Raw genomic sequence first — 23,635 nt, 5'->3', positions numbered from 1 at the left:
AAGTCTTCACAAACGCTGATGACGACTTTCAAGGGCGATCAAAAGATCGATCACCCAGGTCCAGCGTTCGCCGAAGTGCCACCAGGGAACCAGCGGCGAGCTTCGGGCCGGGGCCCATTGGCGGAGCGAGGCTTCGACCAGGAACCGGGTTTCGTCCAAGGGCGGGGCGTAATCAAGGGTCCGCCCCAGCAAGGTTCCACCCAGCGAGCGGCCGACCACCCTGACCTTGCGCACCGGGGGGACGACGGCGCGGCGCGAGATCGAGTCGAATTTGGCGCGTTCAACCTCGCGGCCGATCTCGGCATACAGATCGCACGCGGCGCGGATCGCCGGCCGACAGCTTGCCGGCAGGCCGCTGATGCCGGTGATCGCCCGCCGATACAACTGATCGGCCTCGTCGAGCAGGCGACGCACTACCCCGGCCAGTTCCGGGGTGAAACGCGGATCGGCCAACCAGATCGCCGGATCGATGCCGGCCTCGCGCAGCCAGTCGTGGGGCAGATAAAGCCGGCCGTTGCGGGCGTCCTCGCCGACGTCGCGGGCGATGTTGGTGAACTGCATGGCCACGCCCAGATCGCAGGCGCGGGCCAGAACCGCCGGCTCGCGCACGCCCATCAGCACCGTCATCATGGCGCCGACCGTGCCGGCCACCCGGGCCGAATAGGCCTGCAGATCCGACAGGCTTGGGCATTGCCGCCCTTCCAGATCCCATTCCATCCCTTCAAGCAGGGCTTCGGGCAGGGCGCGGGGAATCGAAAACCGCGACACCGTATCGGCGAAGGCGCGATCGCAAGGCAGCGGCAAGGGCCGGCCGGCATAGGCGCGGTCCAGGCGGTCGGTCAGAACGGCGATGGCGTTGCGATGGGCATCGGGAGCGTCCACCGCGTCGTCGGAGACCCGACAAAAGGCGTAAAGCGCATAGGCCGGATCGCGCAATTTCGCCGGCAACAGCAGCGAGGCGGCGTGAAACGTCCGCGAGCCGGTGCGGATAAGCTTGCGACAATACTCATAGTCGTCGGCGCTCGCCGCCAGCAACGAATTAGACCAGGACCGAGGCATCGGGCACCACCGTATCGAGGATTTTTGCCGAAGACAGGACGCCGGGCAGGCCGGCTCCGGGATGGGTTCCGGCCCCAACCAGATAAAGCCGGTCGATCTCTTCGCTTTTATTGTGGGGGCGGAACCAGGCGCTTTGGGTAAAGGCCGGTTCCAGACCGAAGGCCGCGCCGTTCAGGCTGGACAGTCCGTCGCGGAAATCAACGGGGGTCACCACCTTCGAGGTGACGATCTTGGCCCCCAGGCCGGGCAGAACGGTGCGTTCGAGTTCGGCCAGGATCGCCTTGCGATAGGGTTCTGCTTCAAGCGCCCAATCCTGACCGCCACCCAGATGGGGCACGGGCGACAGCACGTAAAAGGAATCGCAGCCTTCGGGCGCCATCGACGGGTCGGTGGCGGTGGGGCGATAGAGATAGAGGCTGAAATCCTTGGCCAGGGTCTTGGCCTGGAAGATATCGGCGATCAGCGTGTGATAGCGCGGCCCCATCAGAATGGTGTGATGGGCGACATCGGGATAGGTGCCCTTGGTGCCGAAATGCCAGATGAACAGGCTCATCGAATAGCGCGACCACGCCAGCCGCCGGTCGCTCCACCAGCGGCGATGGGCGGCGGGCAGCAGGTTTTTATAGGTGGCGGCGGAATCGGCGTTGGAGACGACGATATCGGCGGCGATCTCCTCGCCGGTCTCCAGCCGCACGCCGCAGGCCCGGTCGTTCTTCACCAAGATCTCGGCGACGCCGGCGTTATAGCGCAGGTGATTGCCCTGGCCTTCGATCAGCCCGACCAGCCCTTTGACCAAGCTATGGGTGCCGCCCATGGCGAAATGCACGCCCCAGCGCCGTTCAAGAAAGGCGATCATCGAATAGATCGAGGTCACGCTCAGCGGGTTACCGCCGATGAACAGCGGATGGAAACTCAGCGCGATGCGCAGGCGCGGATCGGCGACATGCTTGGCGACATGGCCCCAGACCGAGCGCAGGGCGCCCAGCTTGAGCATCTGGGGCACCACCTTCAGCATGTCGGTGATCGACGAGAACGGCTTGTCGGCCATCTGCTCGAAGCCGACCTTATAGATATCCTCGCTTTCGGCGATGAAGCGCTCGTAGCCCTCGACATCGCCGGGCGACAAGCGGGCGACCTCGGCGCGCATGGCCTCGGGATCGGATTGGGCGCGGAAGGTCTCGCCGTCGTTGAAGCGAATCGTATAAAAAGGTGTCAACGGCCGCAGGTCGACATCGTCGGACATCTGGCGTCCGCACAGGGTCCACAGCTCTTCGAACAGGCTGGGCAAGGTGACGATGGTCGGACCGGCATCGAAGGTGAAGCCGTCTTGCTTGAACACCCCGCCGCGACCGCCCGGTCCCCCCAGCTTTTCCAGAACGGTCACCCTGTACCCCCGGGCTCCCAAACGCACCGCGGCGGCAAGCCCGCCGAACCCGCTTCCGATCACGACCGCATGGGGCCGACGGTCTTGTGTCGGCACGGTAGGCGCTGGGTGGAGTTTCATGGGAAAGGACTACCTGGACAGAAAAGGTTTACAGTCGATACTGTAACAGCCGACTGACAGGGCGGCAATGCGGAAGCGACCACCGCTTCTCCGTCATCCCCCCGCCCCTCCCCTCTTCCGCTCTGGTTTTGGCGTTTTCATGACCTTCACCGTCGACTGCCGCCCGCCCCTGCTGGTCGCCCGTTTTGCGCGGCCCCAGCGCATGATCGGCTGGGCAATCAACCGCCCGGGACTGTGCCATGCCTCGGCCGTGGCCTGGGTTCAGGTCGACAATGGCGATCTTCCCTGTGGTATCGAGCCCCGCGCCGTTTTGGACGCGCGCCTTGAAGCCGCCGGGCTGGGCGACGCCGTCGGTCTGCTAACGGCGCGCACCATCACCCGTTACCATCAGGCGCGGCGCGACGTGGGCGGGGCCAGCGCCCAGGTGCTGATGACCCTGGGGCTGGGCAATGCCGAACGCATCGGCGCCCCCCCGGCCTTGGGCCGGCCGCCCGATGCCCCCCACCCGCCGGGTACGGTCAATATCCTGTGCCACGTCTCCACCCGACTCGACGACGGCGCCCTGCTTGAAGCCCTGTCGATCGCCACCCAGGCGCGCACGGCGGCGATCATCGAAGGCTGCCTGATCCGCGCCGGGCAAAGCCGCCCGGTCACCGGCACCGGCACCGACTGCCTGATCCTCGCCTGCCCGCCGGAGGGCCCGGCCAGCCCCTATGCCGGCCTGCATACCGGAGTCGGCCAAGCGATCGGCGCCGCCGTCTATGACGCCACCCGCGAGGCGATGGACCTGTGGATCAACGAAGGCGGGATTCTGGTGTAAGGCGATTGGCCACACGCCCGGTTGGCGTGACCAGCAGCCCGCCGGCGTCGCTGCGGATATCGGCCTCCACCCCATAGACCCGGGCCAGGGTTTGGGCGGTCACCACCGTGGCCGGCGGACCATCGGCGACCAGCCGCCCCCGATCAAGCAGCAGCAGGCGCGTACACCAGCGCGCCGCCAGCCCCAGGTCATGGAGCGACACCAGCACCGCCCGCCCCTCTCCGGCCAGGGCGGCGAAGGTTTCCATCAGGGCGATCTGATGGGCGGGATCCAGACCGGCAGCCGGTTCATCGGCCAGCAGCAGCGGCGCCTGCTGGGCCAGCACCCGGGCCAGCAGAACCCGCGCCCGCTCGCCGCCCGACAGGCTGGCGACCGGGCGCTTGCGCATCTCGGTCAGATCCATCCGCGCCAGGGCGCCCTGGATGGCGGCGGCGTCGTTCAGCCGTCCCCCCGTCGCGCCACCGCGATGGGGCAGACGGCCCAGGGCGACCAGGGTTTCCACGCTGACCGGCCAGACGATCTCGCGGTCCTGGGGCAGATAGGCGAGTTGGCGCGCCCGGGACGGGGGCGAAAGGGTGGCCGCGTCGCGCTCGGCCAGGGCGATGCGTCCGCCATGCCCCAAACGTCCGGCGATGGCGCGCATCAGGCTGGTCTTGCCCGCGCCATTGGGACCGATCAGACCAACGCATTCCCCCGGTTCGACGGTGAACGACGCGTCGCTCACCACCGGGCGCCCGCCCAGAACCACGCTGACCCTGGCGCAGCGCAGCAGGCTCATAACGCGTCCTTGCGCATCCGCGCCAGCAGCCACAGGAAAAACGGCGCGCCGACCAGGGCGGTGACGACGCCAAGCTTGAGATCGCGCTCGGGGGCGATCAGCCGCACCGCCAAATCCGTCACCAGCAGCATCGCCGCCCCGCCCAGGGTGCTGGCCGCCAGCAGGCGCGAGGGCCGGCCGCCGACCAGCGGCCGCAGCAGATGGGGAACCACCAGCCCGATGAAGCCGACGGCGCCGGCCACCGCCGTCGCCGCCCCCACCGCCGAAGCGGTGCCGAGCACGACCAGGGCCCGCGTCCGCCCCAGGGAGATTCCCAAGGTGGCGGCCGCCTCCTCGCCCAGGGTCAGGGCGTCAAGCGCCGGCCCCAGGCGGGCGAGCAATACCCAGCCCAAGGCGATGAACGGCCCGGCCAGCAGCACATGGCTCATCGAGCGGTTTTCAAGCGAGCCCAACATCCAGAACACGATCTCCATCGCCGCGAAGGGATTGGTCGACAGATTGAGCGCCAGCGAGGTCAGGGCGGTGGCCAAACTGGAGACGGCGATGCCGGCCAGGATCAGGGTCAGGGGATGGGCGGCCCGTCCGGCCAGGACGCCGACCAGAACCACGGCGATCAGGGCTCCGGCCAGGGCGCAAAGCGGCAGGGCCAGGGCGAAGCCGGCGGCCAGACCGCTATAGATCGCCACCACCGCCCCCAGGCTGGCGCTGGCGCCGACGCCAAGCAATCCGGGCTCGGCCAAAGGATTGCGCAAATAGCCCTGCAACGCCGCCCCCGACAGCCCAAGCGACCCGCCCACCAGCAGGGCGAGCAGGGCGCGCGGCAAACGGATCTCGCGCATCACCAGGGCGGCGGGGCTGGCGTCGCCGCTGATCAGGGCGACCAGGGCGGCGCGCGGCGCCAATCCCGCCGGCCCGACCAGCAGGGCGACGGCGAACAAGGCCACGACCAGCAGGCCGAGTCCGGCGAGAAGGGCTGCGAAGGCGCGATCACCGCCCATCGTCGGCTCCGGCCACCGCACCCAGGGCAAGGCGGGATGGCGGACGGGCGGCGGCCAGCCGGGCGACGGCCTCGACCACCATCGGTGTGCCGCAGAGCGCCAGCCGTGACTCGAGCGGCACGCGCACGGCGCCACGGCGTTCCAGACCGGCAAGGGCGGGATGGATCAGCACGCTTTCGGCCAGACTGCTGCCGGCGGCGCGCGCCAGGGTCGATCCGCCCTCCGGCTCCGCGCCGGGCAGGCGACGCCCGGTCACCACCATTTGCGGATCGGCCATCACCAGGGCTTCAAGCGACAGGGCGATCATGCCGCTGTGGCCCAGGCGGGTCGCCAGATTATCCAGGCCGGCCGCCCGCACCGCCTCGTCAAGCAAGGTGCCACTGCCAAAGGTATAGCCATTGGCTTCAATCACCGCGGCGCGCGGCCGCGCCGGCGACAGGGCTTTGGTGATCTCGGCAAGGTGGCGATCGAAGGCGCCGATCAGCGCCTCGGCCCGGGCGCTCCGGCCAAGCAGTTTGCCCATCCGGCGCAGGTCCTTGCGGATATCGTCAAAGGAGGTGGCCGGCGGGAAGACCTCGACCGCCATCCCCAAGCCGCGCAGCATCGTCACCGCGTTGCCGGCGCCAAAGGATCCGGCCAGCACCAGATCGGGCGCCATCAGAAAGATCTCCTCGGCCGCGCCATGGTTGGCCGGGATGGCGCGCGCTCGATCGGCCAGCATCGACAGCTCGGGCTTCGCCGCCAGCGGCGAGACCGAGCGCACCTGACCGGGGGCGGCCAACAACAGGGCCAGTTGATCGGTGCACAGATTGATCGACACCACCCGGCGCGGCGGAGGGTCGGCCGCCAGCGCCGCCGGCGGACCAAGAAGGGCGGCGATCACCGCCGCCCCCCCCAGAAGCCGCCGCAGCAGCCGATGAGGACGGCCGATCACCCCGATGCCCCCTAGAACCGGGCCCGCAGGCCGAAATAGCCGGTCACGCCCTGGGTGGCGTAGCCGTCCAGATCGGCATATTGGGTATCAAGGGCGTTCTCGATCCGGCCATAGACCTCGACGGCCTCGGTCACCTTGTAGCGTCCCCCCAGATTGAGCAGGGCATAATCATCAAGCCGCAGCCGGGCGCTCCCCATGCTCGCCGCCCGGTAATCGAAATCGTAATTGCCCGCCGCATAGACCACCTCGGCGTTCACGCCGGCGCGGTTGTCAAGGAAGCGGTAGTCGGCGGCCAGAGTGGCGCGGTGGCGCGGACGGCGGACCTCGATCTTGTCGTCGGGATCATAGGCGTCGGTCCAGGTGTAATTGCCCGTCAGGGTCAAAGCCTCGGTCGGCCGCGCCGTTAGCGTCAGTTCGATCCCCTGGCGGCGGCTGTCGCCATTCTCGTTGACCGCCGTCCCCAGGTAGCTGGGCGCCTTATAGACGGTGACGATCTCATCGGTCAGGGTTTCATGGAAATAAGTGGCGTCCAGGGTCAATTGATCGCCGAGGATGCGCTGCTCGATGCCGGCGTCCCAGCCGAAGTTCTTCTCGGGATCGAGGTTGGCGTTGCCGATGAACTGGCTGGGGATGAAGCCGAATTGCTCATAAAAGGTCGGATTGGTCACGCCGGTGCCAACCGAGGCGTGCAGACGCGACTGGGTTGGCCGCACCTCATAGGACGCGCTGGTGCTAAAGGTCGTCGAATCGGCGAAGCTGTCGTTGATGTCGTGACGGAGGGCTGCCTGCAGATCAAGATCTTGAAACAGCGTGCCGCGATATTCGGCGACCAGCCCGTAAAGATCGCGCTGCTGGCCTTCCACCTGCGAGGGATCGGAAACCAGATCGGCATCGGTGTTGCGGAAAGTCTCGCGCTGCCAATCCACCGCCGCCGTCAGCCGGTGATTGGCGCTGGTTAGCGTCGGCGCATCAAGCGCCAGCGTCGTCTGATAAGTCCCCTTGAAGCGCTGCCCCAGGGATTTGGCGGTGGACAGCCCATCAAGCAGGGTCTGGATATCGACCCGCGTATAGTCAAAACGCGCCTGATGGCTCAGCCTGCCGCCCAGGCTATCGACATCGACATGGCCCGATACCGCGACATCGCGCTGATCGGTGGCATAATCCCCGTCATAGACCAGATCGGAGCGCTTGGGGGCGCCAAAGGCGAAGCCGTCGTAATCGGAGCGGCGGTCGGCCATCCGCGCCGTGGCGCCAAAGCGCAGCCAGTCGCTGGCGTCGTAATTGATCTTGCCGTTCAGGGTGATGTTGCGGTCGCGGTCGATATCGCCGCCGGGATCGGCCGAGACATCCAGCCCGCCGGCCCGCAAGCCCGCCAGCGACAGGGCGGCGTCGAGATCCTCGGTGCCCGCCCCCATGGCGACCGATCCGCCGAAGGTGCCATCGCTGCCGCCGTCCAGGCTCACCTCGCCGCCGCTCTGGTTGCGCGTGCCGCGCCGGGTAACGATGCTGATGACGCCGGCGGTGGCGTTGGAGCCCCAAAGTGCTGATTGCGGCCCGCGCAGCACCTCGATGCGCTCGATATCGCTGGCCACCAGACCGGCGAAATCGTATTCGCCCGAAGCCGGCGACGATACGGCCACGCCATCGATCAGCACCAGAACATGGTTGGCCTCGGCGCCGCGAAGGCGCACCTGGGTCACGCCGCCGGGCCCGCCGGCCCGACTGACGGCGACGCCGGGCAATTGGCGCAGGGCGTCGGACACATAGCGCACGCCGCGTTCGCGCAAGTCCTCGCCGGTAAGGACGCTGACCGAGCGCCCGAGATCCTTCGCCGCCACCGGGGTCCGGCTGGCCGAAACGATCAGCCCTTCGGTGGTTTCCGGCTCGTCGGCCCAAGCGGCGGCCCCGCTGGCGCCGACCACCCCCGCCATCACGGCGGCGACGGCCACCCCAAACACTCCCATCCCCGCGCGCCACGCGCGATCAGGCGATCCATAACCCATGACACGTCCCCCCAACGCGGCTTCCCGATCCGGGAACGCCGCGCAGCCGATGACCATGGCCGTCCCGAATCCGGGCAGACCAGCGGATATGTGCCACCATTGCGGAGAAAAACCGCCCCATGGCGCGCCCCGCGCACAGGGTTAGGTGACGACCAGCCGGCAGGTCTCCTGACTCGTGGGTCCTGACCCTGATCTCCGCCTTCCCGGGACGACGCGCGCGAGCGCTGGTCCTAGTGGCCGAATGGAGAGGGGCTCACCACTCACAGTTGCGGGGGCAGTCACGGATTGGGCCCGCAAGGGGCCGCACCGTGTTCCCGTTTTAATCCAGCCGGGGCGTTATGCCCGGCCTGGAACCGGCAGTCCCCTTCGCTCTACTTCGGGCTGTGGGATCTGTCAAGACAGCGGGGGAAGCAAAGCGACCTCGCGGGCCGCCTGTTCGATCAGCCCGACCACCAGATCGGGCTGCTCCTCGTGGACGAGATGGCCGCCGCCGGGCACGACGTGCAAGGTCGCGGTGGCGACGCGGGTCGCCAAGCGCTTGGCTTCATCGGGCGAGACCGCCTTGTCCTCCTCGCCGACGATCAGATGCAAGGGGATGGTCAGCCGCCGCATGTCGCGATTGAGCGGCGCCAGATCCCAATGGGCCATCATCGACAAGGCGCTGCTGACATGGGCGGGCGAACGCATCAAGCGGCCGTAATAGGTCATGCCGGGCTTGTCGAGCAGCGAGCCGGTATCGCGGATGAGCCGTTCGACCCGCTGCTGATCGGCCGCCCCCCACGACATCATGTAAGGGGTCAAAGGATTGCAAAACAACACGCGGGCCATATAGGGAAACAGCGTGCCGGCCATGCCGGGAAAGGGCATGAAGGCGCCGTTGATCGACACCAGCATGCGCGGCGTCACGCTGCCATCCAGCACCATCCGCGCCAGAATCGCCGCCCCGGCCGAATGGCCGACCACCCCATCGGGGCTCAGGCCCTCGGCGGCCAGCAGCGCGCTCAGCGCCTTGGCCATGCTGGGCAGGGTCGGGCGAAAGCTGAAGGGCGCCCGGGTGAAGCCGTGGCCGGGCAGATCGATGGCGACCACCCGGAAGGATCGGGCCAAGGGCCCCATCAGATCGCGCCAGGAATGGGTGGTGGCCGCCGTGCCATGGACCAGCAAAAGAAGCGGCGCGTCGCCGCCTTTCCCATTGCCGCCGGCGGTGGGTCCCATGCTCTGGACATGCCAGTGGAAGCCGCCGACGGTCACGAAACGGCTGCAGTCCCGATGCGGCCAGGTCTTGCCCTCGCGCTCCCAAATCATTTTGCCACCCACACACATCATGCCACACACACCCTAGATGTCCCCCAAGGGTCGTCGGCGTGACCTGCTCAGGTCATCGCCGCACGAACGCCTTGCGATATAGCCATCGCATCGGCGTGGGGCAAGGCGAGGTAGCAAGCGTCAAGCTCTTCGGCCAGTTTGCGGGCGCGCGGATCGGGACGCGGCGCGGTATCGACCAACAGCACCCCCAGCCCCATGGCGCGCAGGGCGCGGGCCGCCGATTGGGCATCGGCTTCGGCCTTGGCCCGGCCGCCGGTGCCATCGCGCCCGACATTGGCCCGCCCATCGGTCAGCACCACCAGAACCGGGGTTTCCCCGCGCCGCTGGCACAATTCGGCCAGGGCGGTCGCGGCGTCGAGGCCCGAGGCCAGGGGGGTGCCGCCGCCGCCGGGCAGCCGCTGCAAACTGCGCTTGGCGCGCACCAGCGAGCGCGTCGGCGGCAGCAAGACATCGGCCCGCGCCCCGCGGAAGGCGACCAGGGCCACCTGATCGCGGCGCACATAGCAATCGGCCAGCAGCAGTTCCACCGCGCCCTTGGCCTCGGCCAAGCGGTGCAGGGCCGAGGATCCCGAGGCGTCGACGACAAAGATCGTCGTCGTCTGGGCCCGCTGGCGCAGGCGCGTCACCCGGAAATCATCGGGGCGGACCAGCACACGCGGACCGGCGGGGCCGCCCTCGGCTGGCGGAACACCCTCGTCGCCCAGGCGCGCGGCCTCCTCGTCGCGGCGCACCCGCTGCCAGGGGGCGGCGGCGCGCAGGGTATCGATGACCGAAAGCCGGGCGCCCGGTCCAGGCGCGCCTGGGCGGGTTCCGGCCGGACGGCCCCGGGTCTTGGCGGCCTTGAGCGCCCCGGCCTTGCCCGGTGGCGTGACCTTGCGGCGCAAGCCGCCGGCGGCGCGCAGGCGGGCCAGCATGCCCGCCGGCATGATGGCGGCGGCGGCGGCGACGGCCATTTCCTCAAGCGTCGGACCGCCCTGATCGTCCTGGTCCTTTTTCTGTTCGGGCTCGGACTCGGGGGGCTCCTCGGGCGGGGGCGGCGGGGGCGGCTGATCCTCGGCGTCGTCCTCGGGCGGCATCGGCAGCACCAGGGCGCGCGGCGCCAGCACCAGCCGCACCGCCGTCATGATATCGGCGTCCTCGACCGCCGTCCGCCCATCCAGGGCGGCGGCGGTGCGGGCCACCCGCAGCGCGAACAGCGGCACGCGCAGCGACAAAATGCCAAAGGCCGCCGCCGTGGCGCACAGCGTTTCGATCAAGGTCTCGGGAATGGTGACGGCGCCCAGGTTCTCGCGGGCGGCCTGAACCATATCGGCATCGGGCAGTTCGCCATCGTCGGACAGATCGCGCAAAGGTCCAAGATCAAGCGAGATCGCCAGACGATCGACCAGCGAGGCCAGGGGATGCTCGTCCTCCTCCAGTCCCTCGTCCAGCGCCACCACGCCGAGATGGGCGGGCGAGCGCAGGCCAAGGCCATCGCGTTCGGTGCGCACCTCGCCGCAATCGATCACCGAACACAGTTGGGCCACGGTGCCCACCGGGGCGCGCTCGGCCATCGCCAGCACGACGATGCCGTTATGGGCCTCGGCCAGCAGGCCGCGCTGGGCCACCGGCCGACCGGCGCGCAGGGTCGCGGCCAGATCCAGACCGCCGAGCAGGCGGTCGTCGGAGATATGCAGGGGCATCCGGCGCAAAGGCGCGTCGGCGGGCAGCAGCTCGCGCAGATAGGCCAGCCAGCGGTCGCGCGGCGGTCCGGGCAGGGCGCGGATCACCGCGCCGCCCAGGCCGACCGGATCGACGGCGACCATGGCCGCGGCGCGGGCCGCCTCGTCCCAGGTCAGCGGGTTAAAGGCGGCCGGCGCGGTCATGATCCGAGAACGGCCTCGATCCCGCGCTGAACGCGAATGGTAGAGCCGGCCTCGTCCAAAGGATCGCGCCGCAGGCGGTGACGCAGGGCCGAGGGGGCGACCCGCTTCAGATGGTCCAGGGTCACGGCCTTGTCGCCCTGCAGGGCGGCCAGGGCGCGGGCGGCGCGGACCAGGGTCAGTTCGCCGCGCAGACCATCGGTGCCCAGCTTCAGGCACAGCTCGGCGCATTTCTCGACGATATCATCGCTGACGCTGATCGATTTCAAACCCTCGCGCGCCGCGCTGATGCGGTTGCGCTCATCGCCATCGGCGGCTTGCCATTCGGCGACGAAGGCGTCGGGATCGCTTTCATAGGAATCCCGGCGGCGGACCACCAGAACCCGGGTCGCCAACTGATCGGGGGTGCGCACCTCGACCGACAGACCGAAGCGGTCAAGAAGCTGCGGCCGCAATTCGCCCTCTTCGGGGTTGCCGCTGCCCACCAGCACGAAACGGGCGGGATGGCGGATCGACAGCCCTTCGCGCTCGACGACATTGACGCCCGAGGCGGCGACATCGAGCAGCAGATCGACCAGATGGTCTTCGAGCAGGTTCACTTCGTCGATATACAGGAAGCCGCGATTGGCCCGGGCCAGCAGCCCCGGCTCATAGGCTTTTTCACCGCGCGCCAGGGCGCGTTCCAGATCGAGCGCCCCGACCACGCGGTCTTCGGTGGCGCCCAAAGGCAAATCGATCACCGGCACCGGCCGGCTTTCGGCCTGGGCGCCGCCCGGCCCATGGCGCGGACAATCGGGAACGCAGGTCTTGGCATCGGCCTCGGGGTCGCAGCCATAGGGGCAGCCGACCGTGGCTTGCATCGGCGGCAGCAGAGCGGCCAGGGCGCGCACGGCGGTGGATTTACCCGTACCGCGATCGCCAAACACCATGACACCGCCCACCGACGGATCAACGGCGGCGATCAGCAGCGCCAGCTTCATCTCATCCTGGCCGACGATGGCCGAAAACGGGAAAACCGCCATGATCAGATCACCCCGACCATCTGGAAACGGTGGGGATAGGCACGAAACGCAAACGAGGGAGCCATGGACACACCTGACTTGTTGACACACTGGACTGTCAAACGACCAAGACAGATCAAGTATGACGGTCCCCCTCCGGCCATGCAAGGGTGATACGGCCACGATCGATCAAGGGGCGAGGGGCGAGCTGTCCTCACCCCAAAGGCGACGGCGGCGCGGCGACGGAATTTTTCTGGCGCTCCCGGCCTTGGGGATGTTCTATGACCTGTGGACGAGGCGACCCCGACCGAATGGCCGGGTCTTAGGCCCTTGCGCCCGTCAAGACCGCTCAACCATATTGTCAGCAATTGGGAGTGCCGGTCTCGCGCGGGATCAGGCGACGAAGCCCCCAAAGGCTTGGAACCGCCCCTAGGGACGCCCGCCTTTTTTTGATCCTTGCCCCTTCGGGTTCCCCCGATCGCGGACAAGGCCCGAGGCCACCAAGGAGAGCGCAAGGTGCCGATCGAACCGTTCCGAAGCCGTCTTTTCCCGGGACAGGCGCGCCCCGGTCCATCGCAGTCCCGTCGGAGTGGTCGTTTCGCATGAAAACCAAGGAGTTCGCTTGGCCGGCCATCGGCCTTGTCGCCGTGGCCTTCTCGCTGTGGCTGCTTTACAAGGAACTGCGCGGCATCTCGCTTGACGACGTCATCGACAGCCTGAACGCCATTCCCTACAGCCATTGGGGCCTAGCCGCCGGCAGCGCCGTCATCGCCTATATGGCCCTGGCCGGCTATGACCGGATCGCCCTGCTCCACCTGGGAAAACGCCTGCCCTGGAGCTTCATCGCCCTCTGTTCGTTCACCACCTATGCGCTGTCGCACAATATCGGCGCCTCGGTGTTTTCGGGCGCCGTCGTCCGCTACCGGGCCTATACCTCGCGCGGCTTGTCGGGGGGCGAGGTCGGCCTGCTGGTCGCCTTCTGCTCGTTCACCTTCCTGCTCGGCGCCCTGCTGCTGGGCGGCGCGGTCTTGCTGTTCGAACCCGAATTGATGGCGCGCTATTTCCCCGACCTGCCCATTGGCGGGCCGATCGCCATGGGAGCGATCATGCTGCTGGTCGTGGCGCTTTATATTTTCGGCAGCGTCATGGGCTTCAAGCCCCGGCGGATCGGCCGCTTCCCGCTGGCCTATCCGCGGTTCTCGGTGGTGCTCCAGCAGCTCGCCATGGGGCCGATCGAACTGATCGGCGCCGCCGCCATCATCTATTTCGCCCTGCCCGAGGTCGGCAATCCGGGCTTCATGGTGGTGCTCGGCATCTTCCTCGCCTCGTTCTCGGTGGCCCTGCTCTCCCATGCCCCGGGCGGCCTGGGCGTGCTGGAAGTGCTGTTCCTAACCGGCCTGCCCGATATCAATCAGGCCGACGTGCTAGCCGCCCTGGTGGTCTTTCGCATGTTCTACCTGCTGATCCCCTTCGCCCTGTCGCTGGTGGTCATCTTGTTGTTCGAGCGCGCGCAGTTCCTGAACTGGGCCAAGCGCAAGGCCGAAGCGTCGGTGCTGGCCGCCCGGTCATCGCGGCAGCGCCCGCCGCCCGGCCCCTGAGCCGCCCTTGGCCGATGGCGCGCGGCCGAAAACACCGCGCGCCACAATTTACAGTATTGATCGCCCCGACCGGCCGTCCCACCTAAGAGAACGAGAGATTTTTCTCGAACGGTCAAAGGCGATCATCATGTCCTTCAAAGATTTTTCGGTGGCCAGCAAGAAAACCGCCGAAGCCCATCCCACGGACAAACCCCGAGAACCTTCGGATTCCGCCAAGCCGCTTCCAGAACCCGCTACCGCCGCCAAAGCCGCCCCCCCGAAGCACTAACCGCTATTTGACGTCTCGGCCCGGGACAATGGCGATCCCCGGCCCGGGCCCCCAAGCAAAGGGCCCTGAAAGCCGACCGCGTTAAAGGAAATCCCTTTAACGCGGGGACTTTCCTTCAAAGCCAATAAGATGGAGCGGCGCCGTCCCGACGGACGGTGGACTCCCTCGTCGTCACCCGCCCTAACGCCCCGTCGATCCCAGCCACCCTCGAAGCGCTTTGGGTCTATACGCGGTGGTTTCCCATCATGACGGCGCGGAACGTCCGATCCCGCGGGCGCGATCGCAAAGGCCAGCAAAGACAACTCCCAGACTCGCCCCGCATTATGGGCCCGGCTGCGCCAGCGGAGCGTCCTGTATGTCCGGGGTTTCCCATTGCATTATTGATCCCGATCTCAAACCACGCCCTTGTAATCGGATGACCGATATCGATCTGGGAAGCCTGAGGGAGGTCAGCGCATTGGAAATCTGGAACGCCGAGGCGATCGGCGCCCTCCTCACCCGTGACGAGCCGATATGCCCCAGGCCTGCCATGGCCGATCACGAGAGCGCTTACGCCGCGCCGCCGACTCTCGGCGGCTTGCCCATGGCCTTCATGACGAAAGGCGCCCAGGACATGCCCACCCCTACCAGCCTGCCGGGTCTGACCGGCCTCACCCTCGCCCTCTGCCTCGCCGCCGCGCCCCAGGCGCGGGCCCAGGAATGCGCCGCGCCGCAGACCCAGGCCGAGATGACGCTGTGCGCCGATCAGGCGCTTCGCCGCACCGATGGCGAGCTTAATCAGCTTTACAAGGATCTTGGCGGCCGCTTGAAAAACGATCCCGACACCAAGGCCCGCCTGGTCGGCGCCCAGAAAGCCTGGCTCGCCTTCCGCGATGGCGAATGCGCCTTCGCTACCTCGGGCGTCGAGGGCGGTAGCGCTTATCCGATGGCGCTGGCGACTTGCCGGGAGGGCTTGACCCAAAAGCGCGTCAAGGAGCTGAGAAGCTACCTTCGCTGCGCCGAGGGCGATCTGACCTGCCCGGTCCCCGCGCCATAGGGTCTCCCGAGCCTTCAGGAACTCCCTTCCCCATCCCCTTTTCCGCCACCCCGACCGGCGCTCCGCCGCAAGCCCGGGCCGGCGCCCCATGGCCGCCAAGAGCGCTTAAAACGCGAAAATAAATATTTTAAGTCGCCTTGGTTTTGTCGATGGCAAAATCCCTTAAAGGACGTATCGTTAAAGCTTAACCCCTTTAGGGGGCATACCCTTGACCCCCCTTCGGGCGTAGTGGAGGAGGATCGTCATGTCGCAGACCTATCACATCACCCCCTATCCGGATCCGATCGGAGAGCGCCCGCCAACCACCCCGGTTTTGGGGGTCTGCTTCTCGGGCGGCGGCTCGCGCTCGTTAAGCTGCACCTTGGGGCAGCTTTCGGCGCTTCTCACCCTTGCCGACCCGTTGACGCCAAGCCAGCCCCTGATCAAGCGGGTGGCTTATGTCTCGTCCGTATCGGGGGGAAGCTGGGCTGCGGTGCCCTTCACCTATCTGCCGCCGTCGATTGGCGGAAAGCCGGTCGCCGATACGGATATCCTGATCTCGCCGCAACCGCCCAATGCGCTGATCAGCGGCTCGCCCTCTTCCGCCTCGCCGGCCAATGTGTCCTATCTCGCGCCGCTCAGCCTGGGGCGGGTTCCGGGAAACTTCAATGATTTCAACATTGCCAAATTCGCCTGGACCTGGATGGTCCATTATCATCTGGACTGGTCCTGGCTGTGGATCACCGCGGTTGGCGAGTTCGTTCTCAAGGGCTTCGGTCTGTATCAGGCGGGAACCCAGACCCGTCTGACCCCAAGCACCTATTTCAGCCTGTCGGATGATTACATCGCCGCCCATATCCTGCCGGCCAATCCCTCGCTGACGACCTCGGATTTTTATAAGCCGCGCGCCGGCCGGCCGACGCTGATCGTCAATTTCAATCTGCTTCAGGACAAGGCGGAAGCGCCCCAGGTTCCGGTCCAGGCCACGCCCGTTTCGACCGGCTTGCCCGGGGCCAGCCCCGATGGCGCCCTTGTCGGCGGCGGGGCCTGCGAGTCGCTGGGCTTCGGAACGACGCTCGCCGGCGACGCCACCGCCAATCCGCTGAGCGTTACCCAGGCGGGGCGGTATTCGCTGTGCGATATCACCGGCTGCTCCAGCGCCTTTTTCGCCCAATGGCTCCAGCAACATCTAAGCCCGCATTTCCGGGCGATGGAAGACGAGTTGGCGGTATCGCCCGAAAAGCTCGCCGTCGCGCCGGCCGATATCGCCCAAACCAAAATCCGCCTGCGTTCGCTGATCGAGCAGGCGGACGCCCCCCGGGCGCGGGCCTTGGCCGACTCCTCCCTTCCCAGCCCCAAGACCAAGGCCGAGGTTTATGCCCTGGCGGCAAGGAACGCGCCGTTTCCGGTTATCCCCCAATACGATTATTGGCCGATCGCCCCCAAGGGGCAGCCTTCCTCGACCCAAAACTATGGCTTCACCGACGGCGGCACCTTCGACAATACGGGCCTGCTCGGCCTGCTGGCCCGTACGCTGGGCGACATCAAGGCCATCGCCTTCGTCAACTGTGAACAGCCCCTCGCCTTCACCCCAGGCAACACCGACCTCATCGTCGATGAACAACTCGCCCTGCTGTTTGGCTATGGCGCCTACGACAGCGCCAAGAACACCTATCCGTCCTATGGCGGCATGTCGCCAACCCAACCGATGAGCTATGTCCAGATCTTTGACGATTCGCAAGGCGGCGGCTTCAGCGGGCTGCGTCAGGCGTTGCGGCAGGCCAGTTGCGCCGGCGGATCGACCCTGGGCGCCGATATCGCCTGGGCCCGGCAATCTCTGGTTACGGTGGCCAATCCCGTGGCCGCCCTCGACGCCGGCCGCAAGGTCGATGTGCTGTGGGTCTATAATAACCGGGTCGACCGCTGGCAGAGCCAGATCCTGGACCGCACCCTCAAGGCCGACCTGAAATCCGGTCAAGCCTCTGATCCGTCAGGACCTTTGGCCAACTTCCCCAATTACTCCACGGCCTCCCAGTTAAGCCTCGATGCCGAGGCGGTGAACATGCTGGCCCAGCTTTCGGCCTGGACCGTCGGCCAGCTCTCGAACGAGATCGCCGCCCTTATGAACGCCTGACGCAAATTTCCCTAAACAGATAAGTAAGTTTAGGTTGATAAACGACATACAATCTAAGTATGGTTATTGTGCTCGAAGGCACGTCATGGTGGCGTCCCTTCGATGTAACCGGAGGGCTGTACAATGAGTTTGGAAAAGAGGCCGGCCTCCCAACAGGAAGCCGAGAAACTGGTTCACGAAATCCAGGAACTCATCAAAGCCAAGGGGCTGAAGGTCGACTTGGTGCCCAAGGAAGGCTTCAGGATCGTCACTCCTGAACTGGCCGACGGCTGTACGGGCTGCACGATCTGTCCGTGTATGATCTGCTGGTAATCTCTCAGAAGGCGATGCCGTCGCGCATATTCGCGACGGCATCGTCCTAAAACAGGGGGTGCTCATGGGTCAGGAGTTCACCATCGCGGCCGAGCAATTCGCCGCCCTTAGACGGGAATTCGTCTTCAAGATCGATGGCGACCGGCCGATTCTCTATCCGCTCGATTACATCAATACCCATATTCACATCCTCCAGCCGATCCAGGGCTTCGTTCTGTCGCTGCTTGATGGCCGCACGCGATTTTCCGACCTGGACCGCATGTTCCGCGCGCTGTTCCCCGAAAGCCCCCTGCCCTTGCTCGACCTTCTGGCCTCGGTCGACACCCTGGTCCGCAACAAGGTGTCGATGGCCGGCATCGGCCGCGATGGACTGATCGAGGTATCCGATGCGCCGATCCCCCACGCGCCACGCTTCGATTCCCGGCACTTCGTTGTCGGCGGGGACGATTTCAGGACGGTGATGGGCGATGTGAAGCAGCGCTTCCGCCTGCGCGCCCCGATCAACGTTTATACGGTGACCACCCACCGCTGCCATACCGACTGCCTGTATTGCTATGCCGACCGCAAGAAGCTGCCCGAGATGGCGCTGTCGCGCTGGCAGGAGATCCTGGCCGAGATGGCCGGCCTCGGCGTGCGGCTGTGCTCCCCCGACAACGGCGATACCTTCGCCCGCAAGGACGGGGTCGACATCATCGAAAGCATGTTGCGCAACGACATGCATTTCCTGCTTTCGACCAAGATCTTCCTGTCGAAGCCGACCATCGGCCGCTTGATGGAGGCCGGCCTTGGCGAGAAGGTCAACGGCGTCATCGACCGCCCGGTGCAATTGAGCATCGATTCCGTCGACGAGGCCCTGGGCATGCGCCTGCTTAACGTCACCAAACCGCGTCACCAGAAAAACGTCGAGACCTTCAATAATTTCATGAGCTTCGGCATCATGCCGATCGTCAAATGCGTAGTGACCGGGCTGAACGCCAACCAGCCGCTGCCCATCGTTGAACAGTTCTACGCGCTGGGCGGCCGCCGCTTCAGCTTCGTGCGCTATACCCGCTCGCTCCACCGCCATACCGACGATCTGTTCCTTGGCCCCCAGCACGCCGAAACCCTGACTCGACAGTTCGCCGAGATCCGCGAGCGTTTTCCCGACATCGTCCTCAATGAAAACGTCTCGCTTTCCGCCGGCGGGCCGATCGTTCTGACCGCCGAGCTCAAGCAAAGGCTGTGGGATGGGCGGATCGGCTGCGGCGGCGGCTGGCATTCGCTGGGCATCGGCCCCGACGGCAAGGCCTTCCTGTGCGAACAGATGGCCTATGAGGAGCCGTATTTCGTCGGCGACGCCAGCCGGCAAACCATCGCCGAGATCTGGAACAGTGACGCGATGATGGCCTTCATCCACCCCTCGCGCGACCAGTTCGCCGGTACGACCTGCGAGACCTGCCCGGGCTTTGAAAGCTGCATGTGGGAAAAGGGCCGCTGCTACCGCGACGCCTATTACTCCTACGGCACCATCTTCACCGCCCCGCCGCTCTGCCCCAACAACGAACGCCCCGGCGTCCGTTTGGGGTAGCCCCGCCCGGGGCACGGGCGTGACGCAAAGGACCCGGCGCGGGCGTGATGAAAAAGGGCCCGGCGTAAGCCTAAAGAAAGAGGATCGTCCCATGTTCGATGCCCGAGAGTGGAAACCCTCCGCCTTCAACCTTCTTTTGGAAGGCAAGGATGGACAGATTCTGTTCAACAGCGTCACCGGCCATGCGCTGTGGCTTGACGAGGGCCGCCGGGCGGCGATCGATCAATGCCTGACCGGCCTGGGGGGCGACGCAACCGCCTTGCCCGATCTGGCCGAGGCCCTGGCCAAGCTCGGCTTCGCCGTGCCGGCCCAGGCCGATGAATACGCCCTGGAAAAGGCCCGCTACCTTGCCCATCGCGATGATCCGCGCCGGCTTTATCTGACCCTGGCGCCGACAATGCAGTGCAACATGAAATGCAGCTACTGCTTCCAGCAGAACGTCGAGCACTCACGGGCCATGACCCCGGCGATCGCCAAGGGCGTGGTGGAGTTCGCCCGGCGCAAGGCCGAAACCGCCCAAGGCATGGTCGTGCAATGGTTCGGCGGCGAACCGCTGATGGCCTGGACCACCATCCAGACGATGAGCGCCCAACTGCAGGCCATCTGCGCGGCCAGAGGCATCGGCTATTACGCCGAGATGCTGACCAATGGCTTGCTGATGACGCCCGAGATCGTCGCCGCCCTGCCCAAAATGGCCGTGCGCGCCTTACAGATCTCGCTTGATGGCGCGGTGACGACCTATGCCGAGCGCCGCCGCGTGCCCCTGGACCGGGCCGAGGCCTATTACCGCTTCCTGATGGCGCATATGCCCGCCCTGATCGAAGGAACGGGCAGCGTCACCATCCGCATCAATGTCGACCGCCAGAACATCACCGAGGCCAAAGACGTAGTCAGGATGTTCAAGCGCCACGCCATCCTGGATCCCCGCCTGGATTTCCGCCTGGGCTTCATCAATACCAGCCGCGGCATCATCGACTGCATTCCCCACGACTGCTTCTCCAACTCGGAATTCGCCGATGAGGAAGACGACTTCCGCCGCTTCCTCAAAGACCAGGGCTATATGGTCTATGGCATGCCCCAGCCGGTGAACCATCCCTGCACCGCCACCTTGAGCAACGGCTTCACCATCGATCCCCAGGGCCGTATCGGCAAATGCGTGCCGGCGGTGGGCACCGACCAGTCGGTTTTCGCCCGCATCCACCCCGACGACATCGACCGCACCCTGGCCGAGGTCGAGAGCGCGACCATCCCCTATGGCGATTTCGACCCCTTCACCAGCGCCGGCTGCGCCGGTTGCACCCTGCTGCCGGTCTGCCTGGGTTCCTGCCCGAAACTGCACGAGGCCGGTCAGTTGCTGTCGTGCAGCATGAAGGAGGGCCTGGAAGACAAAATGGCCTTCTACGGCGCCTTCCACCACGAACGCGCCACGGCGCCGTGATCGATGCAATCAGCCGAATCGCAAAAAACCCAGCCGGTTAAGGCTGGGTTTTTTGAATTCTGTGCCAGAAAATATAATTAAATAAATTCAATTATTAACAAAAAAGATGAAGCTTTCCCAAAAAAACAGCGCGTATATTAGTTTTTTAATTTTTTGATTGTGAAATTAGTTGAGTCCATGCATAGGGAATCTTACGATAGTTAAAGGTAGATTCCACATTTTTCTCGGCTATTATATTAAGGCCAGCTTCAATATCATGAGAAAGGATATCTGAGTTAATCCATTTTGGATTGCATTGCCATAAAACATAATCGGCAATTGCCTTTCGACTTCTAGTTTTCCCTAATTTTTTAAAAGGCATAACTTCAAGCATAAGATAGCCAAAAAAATCTTCCAAATTATTTTCATCAATAATTTTTGATAAATTATTATCTTTTGCAAAACAGTAAAGAACATTTACAAGAGCCATTTCCAAGCACTTATTTTCGTCTTTTCCTTCACTCTGACCTCTTCGCCATCCTTCATCAAAATTCGAAAATGCCCTAGCACGAAAAACATAGGGAGCCTGTCCTTCGTTGCATATTAAGTAACGCCACTCTAATTCGTCATCAACACGTTTTGCTTGCTCGTGAGCTTTAAGACTTTCTTCTGTTCCCAGAGTCAGCGTTCGGATATACCGAGCGTGAAGACGCTGCTCCCTTTCCAATTGCTCCACTGTCTTTTTAGTGGGATCTTTACCCAATTTAGTACCGAACATAACAAACAGCAAAACCGCAAACCCAACGCCAATAGCGACCAGCACCATATCCATCAGATCGCCCCTCTTCGACTTAAATAACATGCAAAGATTAAAATACCCCCATAGAGAGAAAAAATAAATACAAAAGAAGCTCAGATAGAAAGGCGCCACGCCCCCTCTAATCGGCGAAAGCGCCCCGAATCGCAAAAAACCCAGCCGGTTAAGGCTGGGTTTTTTGAATTTGGTGGGCGCAGTAGGATTCGAACCTACGACCCGCTGATTAAGAGTCAGCTGCTCTACCAACTGAGCTATACGCCCTTAGGGTACTTTCTTCTCTCTCGACGCCGGGGCCGGTGCGCGGCCACATCGTCGGGAGGCGCGGTTTCTAACATCGGGTTCACGGGATGGGAAGCGTTTTTTTCATCCACCGGCGATTTTTTCCCGAGATCGCCGTTTTTCAGGGAAATTGTATTGCGCACGATAAAATAGCACACCACCTGTTAGGCCATCCCCCTGGCGGCCCACCCCGGCCCGCCCCCATCACCCAGGAGAGACCGATGACCATCGCCTACCGCACCAAAGCTACCGCCGTTGGCGGCCGGGAAGGCCGCGCCACCAGCGAAGATGGCCTGCTCGACGTTGCCCTCGCCCTGCCCAAGGAACTGGGTGGGCCGGGCAAGGCGACCAATCCCGAGCAGTTGTTCGCCGCCGGCTATGCCGCCTGCTTCGAAAGCGCCCTGCGTCACGTGGCGCGGGGTCGCAAGCTGGCCTTGGCCTCGACCACCGTCACCGCCGAGGTCGGCATCGGCCCGCGCGCCGATAAGGGTTTCTCGTTAGAGGTCGCCCTTGATATCACCCTGGGCGGCGTCGATCAGGCGACGGCCGAGGATGTGGTGGCCGAGGCCCATGAGGTCTGCCCCTACTCCCATGCCACCCGAGGCAATATCCCGGTCACTCTACAGGTTCATACCGCCTGAGGCTTGGCGGCTGCGCAGCGCCCGAGGCTTGCGACCAAGGGAAGCGGGGGGATATGCATTGACCCGGAGGCTGGCCACGCCCATCTGTTCGCCGGTCCCTTTGTCATGATCAGGGGGTGTTTCCCGGGGGCCCGATACCGTGGCCCCGGCGATCCTTGCTGACCCCCCACCCCCTTCGGCACGAAAGACAGTTCATGTCCAGCCCTTTCCCCCATCTTTTCGACCCCTTGGCGCTTGGCGATCTCCACCTTCCCAATCGCATCGTTCTCGCCCCGCTGACCCGCAGCCGCGCCCTGCCCGGCGAGGTCGCCGGCGCTTTGACCGCCCGCTATTACGCCCAGCGCGCCAGCGGTGGCCTGTTAATCAGCGAAGGAACCCAGATCTCGCCAAGCGGCCGGGGTTATCCGCGCACCCCGGGCATCCATTCCCCCGAGCAGATCGCCGGCTGGAAGGGCGTGACCGAGGCGGTCCATGCCGCCGGCGGGCGGATCTTCGCCCAGCTTTGGCATGTCGGGCGCATCTCGCACCGCTCGCTCCAGCCCGGCGGCGTTTTGCCCGTCGCCCCCAGCGCCATCCGCCCCAAGACCAAAATCTTCACCGAAAGCGGCTTGGTCGCCCTGGAAACCCCGCGCGCCCTGGACACCGCCGAAATGGCGGATATCGTCGCCAGCTTCCGCGCCGCCGCCGAGAACGCCCGCGCCGCCGGCTTCGATGGCGTCGAGATCCACGCCGCCAATGGCTATCTGCTCGACCAGTTCCTGCGCGATGGCACCAATCACCGCGACGACGCCTATGGCGGGTCGATCGACAACCGCCTGCGCCTGGTGCTCGAGGTTGTCGAGGCGGTGCTCGGCGTCTGGGACAAAGCCCGCGTCGGCCTGCGGCTGTCGCCGGCCAATCCCTTCAACGACATCCTTGATTCGACCCCCCAGGCCACTTTCGAGGCGGTGGTCAGCGCCCTTGATGGCTTCGGCCTGGGTTATCTGCATATGGTCGAAGGCAGCCTGGGCAGCGGCGAAGGCGCGCCCGAGATCGATTTCGCCGCGCTCCGCCGCCTGTGGCAGGGGGTCTATATGGCCAATGGCGGCTATGACGGCCCGCGCGCCGAAGCCGCCCTCGCCTCGGGCCATGCCCAATTGGTGTCCTTCGGCACCGCCTATCTGGCCAATCCCGATCTGCCCGAGCGCCTGCGCACCAACGCGCCGCTGAATACCCCCGATTCCACCACGTTCTACCAGGGCGAGGACAAGGGGTATGTTGATTACCCCACGCTCGCCGATGGCGCCGCCTAAGGACTCGCAC

General features: G+C 65.3%; 19 protein-coding genes, 1 tRNA gene and 1 riboswitch. Of the genes, 9 read left to right on the top strand and 11 right to left on the bottom strand.

Annotated elements, in window-relative coordinates; genetic code table 11:
* Positions 1–6: 6 nt before the first annotated feature.
* Both RRU_RS02595 and RRU_RS02590 read right to left on the bottom strand, forming a co-directional pair.
* A complete protein-coding gene (locus RRU_RS02595) occupies positions 7–1,059 on the bottom strand; it encodes a phytoene/squalene synthase family protein (RefSeq protein ID WP_042440027.1) in 1,053 nt (350 codons plus the stop codon).
* Positions 1,040–2,563, bottom strand: coding sequence for a phytoene desaturase (locus tag RRU_RS02590; protein ID WP_011388252.1), 1,524 nt, complete (start codon positions 2,561–2,563; stop codon positions 1,040–1,042). The genes RRU_RS02595 and RRU_RS02590 overlap by 20 nt, the downstream gene beginning before the upstream one ends.
* 139 nt (positions 2,564–2,702) lie before the next feature.
* On the opposite strand from RRU_RS02590, the gene RRU_RS02585 reads away from it, so the two are divergent.
* On the top strand, positions 2,703–3,383 hold the full coding sequence (locus RRU_RS02585; RefSeq protein WP_014625952.1) for an adenosylcobinamide amidohydrolase: 681 nt from the start codon (positions 2,703–2,705) through the stop codon (positions 3,381–3,383).
* On the opposite strand, the gene RRU_RS02580 is transcribed toward RRU_RS02585, so the two are convergent.
* The 7 genes from RRU_RS02580 to bchI form a co-directional block, all read right to left on the bottom strand.
* Entirely contained in the window at positions 3,358–4,161 is an 804-nt protein-coding gene (locus RRU_RS02580; protein ID WP_011388250.1) for an ABC transporter ATP-binding protein, read from the bottom strand. The genes RRU_RS02585 and RRU_RS02580 overlap by 26 nt on opposite strands.
* On the bottom strand, positions 4,158–5,159 hold the full coding sequence (locus RRU_RS02575; protein WP_011388249.1) for a FecCD family ABC transporter permease: 1,002 nt from the start codon (positions 5,157–5,159) through the stop codon (positions 4,158–4,160). Before RRU_RS02575 ends, RRU_RS02580 begins: the two co-directional genes overlap by 4 nt.
* Positions 5,149–6,093: an ABC transporter substrate-binding protein gene (locus tag RRU_RS02570; RefSeq protein ID WP_011388248.1), complete on the bottom strand. Its 945-nt coding sequence runs from the start codon at positions 6,091–6,093 to the stop codon at positions 5,149–5,151. Before RRU_RS02570 ends, RRU_RS02575 begins: the two co-directional genes overlap by 11 nt.
* An 11-nt stretch (positions 6,094–6,104) precedes the next feature.
* Positions 6,105–8,042: a TonB-dependent receptor plug domain-containing protein gene (locus RRU_RS02565; protein ID WP_162470598.1), complete on the bottom strand. Its 1,938-nt coding sequence runs from the start codon at positions 8,040–8,042 to the stop codon at positions 6,105–6,107.
* 194 nt (positions 8,043–8,236) lie between these two features.
* A riboswitch (cobalamin riboswitch) is annotated at positions 8,237–8,469 on the bottom strand.
* Positions 8,470–8,489: 20 nt separating this feature from the next.
* Positions 8,490–9,401, bottom strand: coding sequence for an alpha/beta fold hydrolase BchO (gene bchO, locus RRU_RS02560; RefSeq protein ID WP_237703825.1), 912 nt, complete (start codon positions 9,399–9,401; stop codon positions 8,490–8,492).
* Between the two features lie 68 nt (positions 9,402–9,469).
* A complete protein-coding gene (locus RRU_RS02555) occupies positions 9,470–11,287 on the bottom strand; it encodes a magnesium chelatase subunit D (RefSeq protein WP_011388245.1) in 1,818 nt (605 codons plus the stop codon).
* Positions 11,284–12,306, bottom strand: coding sequence for a magnesium chelatase ATPase subunit I (gene bchI / locus RRU_RS02550; protein ID WP_014625950.1), 1,023 nt, complete (start codon positions 12,304–12,306; stop codon positions 11,284–11,286). The genes RRU_RS02555 and bchI overlap by 4 nt, the downstream gene beginning before the upstream one ends.
* Before the next feature lie 581 nt (positions 12,307–12,887).
* Here bchI and RRU_RS02545 point away from each other — a divergent pair.
* The 6 genes from RRU_RS02545 to RRU_RS02520 all read left to right on the top strand — a co-directional run bounded on the left by RRU_RS02545 (position 12,888) and on the right by RRU_RS02520 (position 20,617).
* Positions 12,888–13,883, top strand: a complete 996-nt coding sequence (locus RRU_RS02545; protein ID WP_011388243.1) for a lysylphosphatidylglycerol synthase transmembrane domain-containing protein — start codon at positions 12,888–12,890, stop codon at positions 13,881–13,883.
* A gap of 623 nt (positions 13,884–14,506) precedes the next feature.
* A complete protein-coding gene (locus tag RRU_RS19885) occupies positions 14,507–15,187 on the top strand; it encodes a lysozyme inhibitor LprI family protein (RefSeq protein WP_011388241.1) in 681 nt (226 codons plus the stop codon).
* A gap of 244 nt (positions 15,188–15,431) precedes the next feature.
* The gene (locus tag RRU_RS02535) at positions 15,432–17,300 is read left to right on the top strand and encodes a hypothetical protein (RefSeq protein ID WP_011388240.1); all 1,869 of its coding nucleotides are present in this window, start codon (positions 15,432–15,434) and stop codon (positions 17,298–17,300) included.
* Between the two features lie 123 nt (positions 17,301–17,423).
* Positions 17,424–17,612 (top strand): hypothetical protein, encoded by a 189-nt coding sequence (locus RRU_RS02530; RefSeq protein ID WP_011388239.1) that lies wholly within the window; start codon positions 17,424–17,426, stop codon positions 17,610–17,612.
* A gap of 64 nt (positions 17,613–17,676) precedes the next feature.
* A complete protein-coding gene (locus RRU_RS02525; protein WP_011388238.1) occupies positions 17,677–19,179 on the top strand; it encodes a radical SAM protein in 1,503 nt (500 codons plus the stop codon).
* Between the two features lie 91 nt (positions 19,180–19,270).
* Positions 19,271–20,617 carry a radical SAM/SPASM domain-containing protein gene (locus RRU_RS02520; RefSeq protein WP_011388237.1) on the top strand — a complete coding sequence of 449 codons (1,347 nt, stop codon included), beginning with the start codon at positions 19,271–19,273 and terminating at the stop codon, positions 20,615–20,617.
* A 145-nt stretch (positions 20,618–20,762) separates the two neighbouring features.
* Here the strand turns inward: RRU_RS02520 and RRU_RS02515 are convergent, their stop codons facing one another.
* Together RRU_RS02515 and RRU_RS02510 are read right to left on the bottom strand one after the other, a co-directional pair.
* Positions 20,763–21,428, bottom strand: coding sequence for a hypothetical protein (locus RRU_RS02515; RefSeq protein ID WP_162470597.1), 666 nt, complete (start codon positions 21,426–21,428; stop codon positions 20,763–20,765).
* A 170-nt stretch (positions 21,429–21,598) separates the two neighbouring features.
* Positions 21,599–21,674, bottom strand: a tRNA-Lys gene (locus RRU_RS02510).
* Between the two features lie 239 nt (positions 21,675–21,913).
* Here RRU_RS02510 and RRU_RS02505 point away from each other — a divergent pair.
* Positions 21,914–22,333, top strand: coding sequence for an organic hydroperoxide resistance protein (locus RRU_RS02505; RefSeq protein WP_014625946.1), 420 nt, complete (start codon positions 21,914–21,916; stop codon positions 22,331–22,333).
* Positions 22,334–22,527: 194 nt separating this feature from the next.
* Positions 22,528–23,625, top strand: coding sequence for an alkene reductase (locus tag RRU_RS02500; protein WP_011388234.1), 1,098 nt, complete (start codon positions 22,528–22,530; stop codon positions 23,623–23,625).
* The last annotated feature ends 10 nt before the right edge of the window (positions 23,626–23,635 follow it).

Origin of the sequence: Rhodospirillum rubrum ATCC 11170 (assembly GCF_000013085.1) — a bacterium.
In the GTDB taxonomy this organism is placed as follows: domain Bacteria; phylum Pseudomonadota; class Alphaproteobacteria; order Rhodospirillales; family Rhodospirillaceae; genus Rhodospirillum; species Rhodospirillum rubrum.
This window is presented reverse-complemented; position numbering and strand designations above follow the sequence as displayed.

What these genes read in the sequence shown, in the direction of transcription:
- RRU_RS02585 (WP_014625952.1), top strand. Translation starts at nt 2,703, where the DNA reads ATGACCTTCACCGTCGACTGCCGCCCGCCCCTGCTGGTCGCCCGTTTT.
- RRU_RS02580 (WP_011388250.1), bottom strand. Translation starts at nt 4,161, where the DNA reads ATGAGCCTGCTGCGCTGCGCCAGGGTCAGCGTGGTTCTGGGCGGGCGC.
- bchO (WP_237703825.1), bottom strand. Translation starts at nt 9,401, where the DNA reads ATGATTTGGGAGCGCGAGGGCAAGACCTGGCCGCATCGGGACTGCAGC.
- RRU_RS02590 (WP_011388252.1), bottom strand. Translation starts at nt 2,563, where the DNA reads ATGAAACTCCACCCAGCGCCTACCGTGCCGACACAAGACCGTCGGCCC.
- RRU_RS02555 (WP_011388245.1), bottom strand. Translation starts at nt 11,287, where the DNA reads ATGACCGCGCCGGCCGCCTTTAACCCGCTGACCTGGGACGAGGCGGCC.
- RRU_RS02525 (WP_011388238.1), top strand. Translation starts at nt 17,677, where the DNA reads ATGGGTCAGGAGTTCACCATCGCGGCCGAGCAATTCGCCGCCCTTAGA.
- RRU_RS02535 (WP_011388240.1), top strand. Translation starts at nt 15,432, where the DNA reads ATGTCGCAGACCTATCACATCACCCCCTATCCGGATCCGATCGGAGAG.
- RRU_RS19885 (WP_011388241.1), top strand. Translation starts at nt 14,507, where the DNA reads ATGTCCGGGGTTTCCCATTGCATTATTGATCCCGATCTCAAACCACGC.
- RRU_RS02520 (WP_011388237.1), top strand. Translation starts at nt 19,271, where the DNA reads ATGTTCGATGCCCGAGAGTGGAAACCCTCCGCCTTCAACCTTCTTTTG.
- RRU_RS02545 (WP_011388243.1), top strand. Translation starts at nt 12,888, where the DNA reads ATGAAAACCAAGGAGTTCGCTTGGCCGGCCATCGGCCTTGTCGCCGTG.
- RRU_RS02515 (WP_162470597.1), bottom strand. Translation starts at nt 21,428, where the DNA reads ATGGATATGGTGCTGGTCGCTATTGGCGTTGGGTTTGCGGTTTTGCTG.
- RRU_RS02595 (WP_042440027.1), bottom strand. Translation starts at nt 1,059, where the DNA reads ATGCCTCGGTCCTGGTCTAATTCGTTGCTGGCGGCGAGCGCCGACGAC.
- RRU_RS02575 (WP_011388249.1), bottom strand. Translation starts at nt 5,159, where the DNA reads ATGGGCGGTGATCGCGCCTTCGCAGCCCTTCTCGCCGGACTCGGCCTG.
- RRU_RS02530 (WP_011388239.1), top strand. Translation starts at nt 17,424, where the DNA reads ATGAGTTTGGAAAAGAGGCCGGCCTCCCAACAGGAAGCCGAGAAACTG.
- RRU_RS02500 (WP_011388234.1), top strand. Translation starts at nt 22,528, where the DNA reads ATGTCCAGCCCTTTCCCCCATCTTTTCGACCCCTTGGCGCTTGGCGAT.
- RRU_RS02505 (WP_014625946.1), top strand. Translation starts at nt 21,914, where the DNA reads ATGACCATCGCCTACCGCACCAAAGCTACCGCCGTTGGCGGCCGGGAA.
- bchI (WP_014625950.1), bottom strand. Translation starts at nt 12,306, where the DNA reads ATGGCGGTTTTCCCGTTTTCGGCCATCGTCGGCCAGGATGAGATGAAG.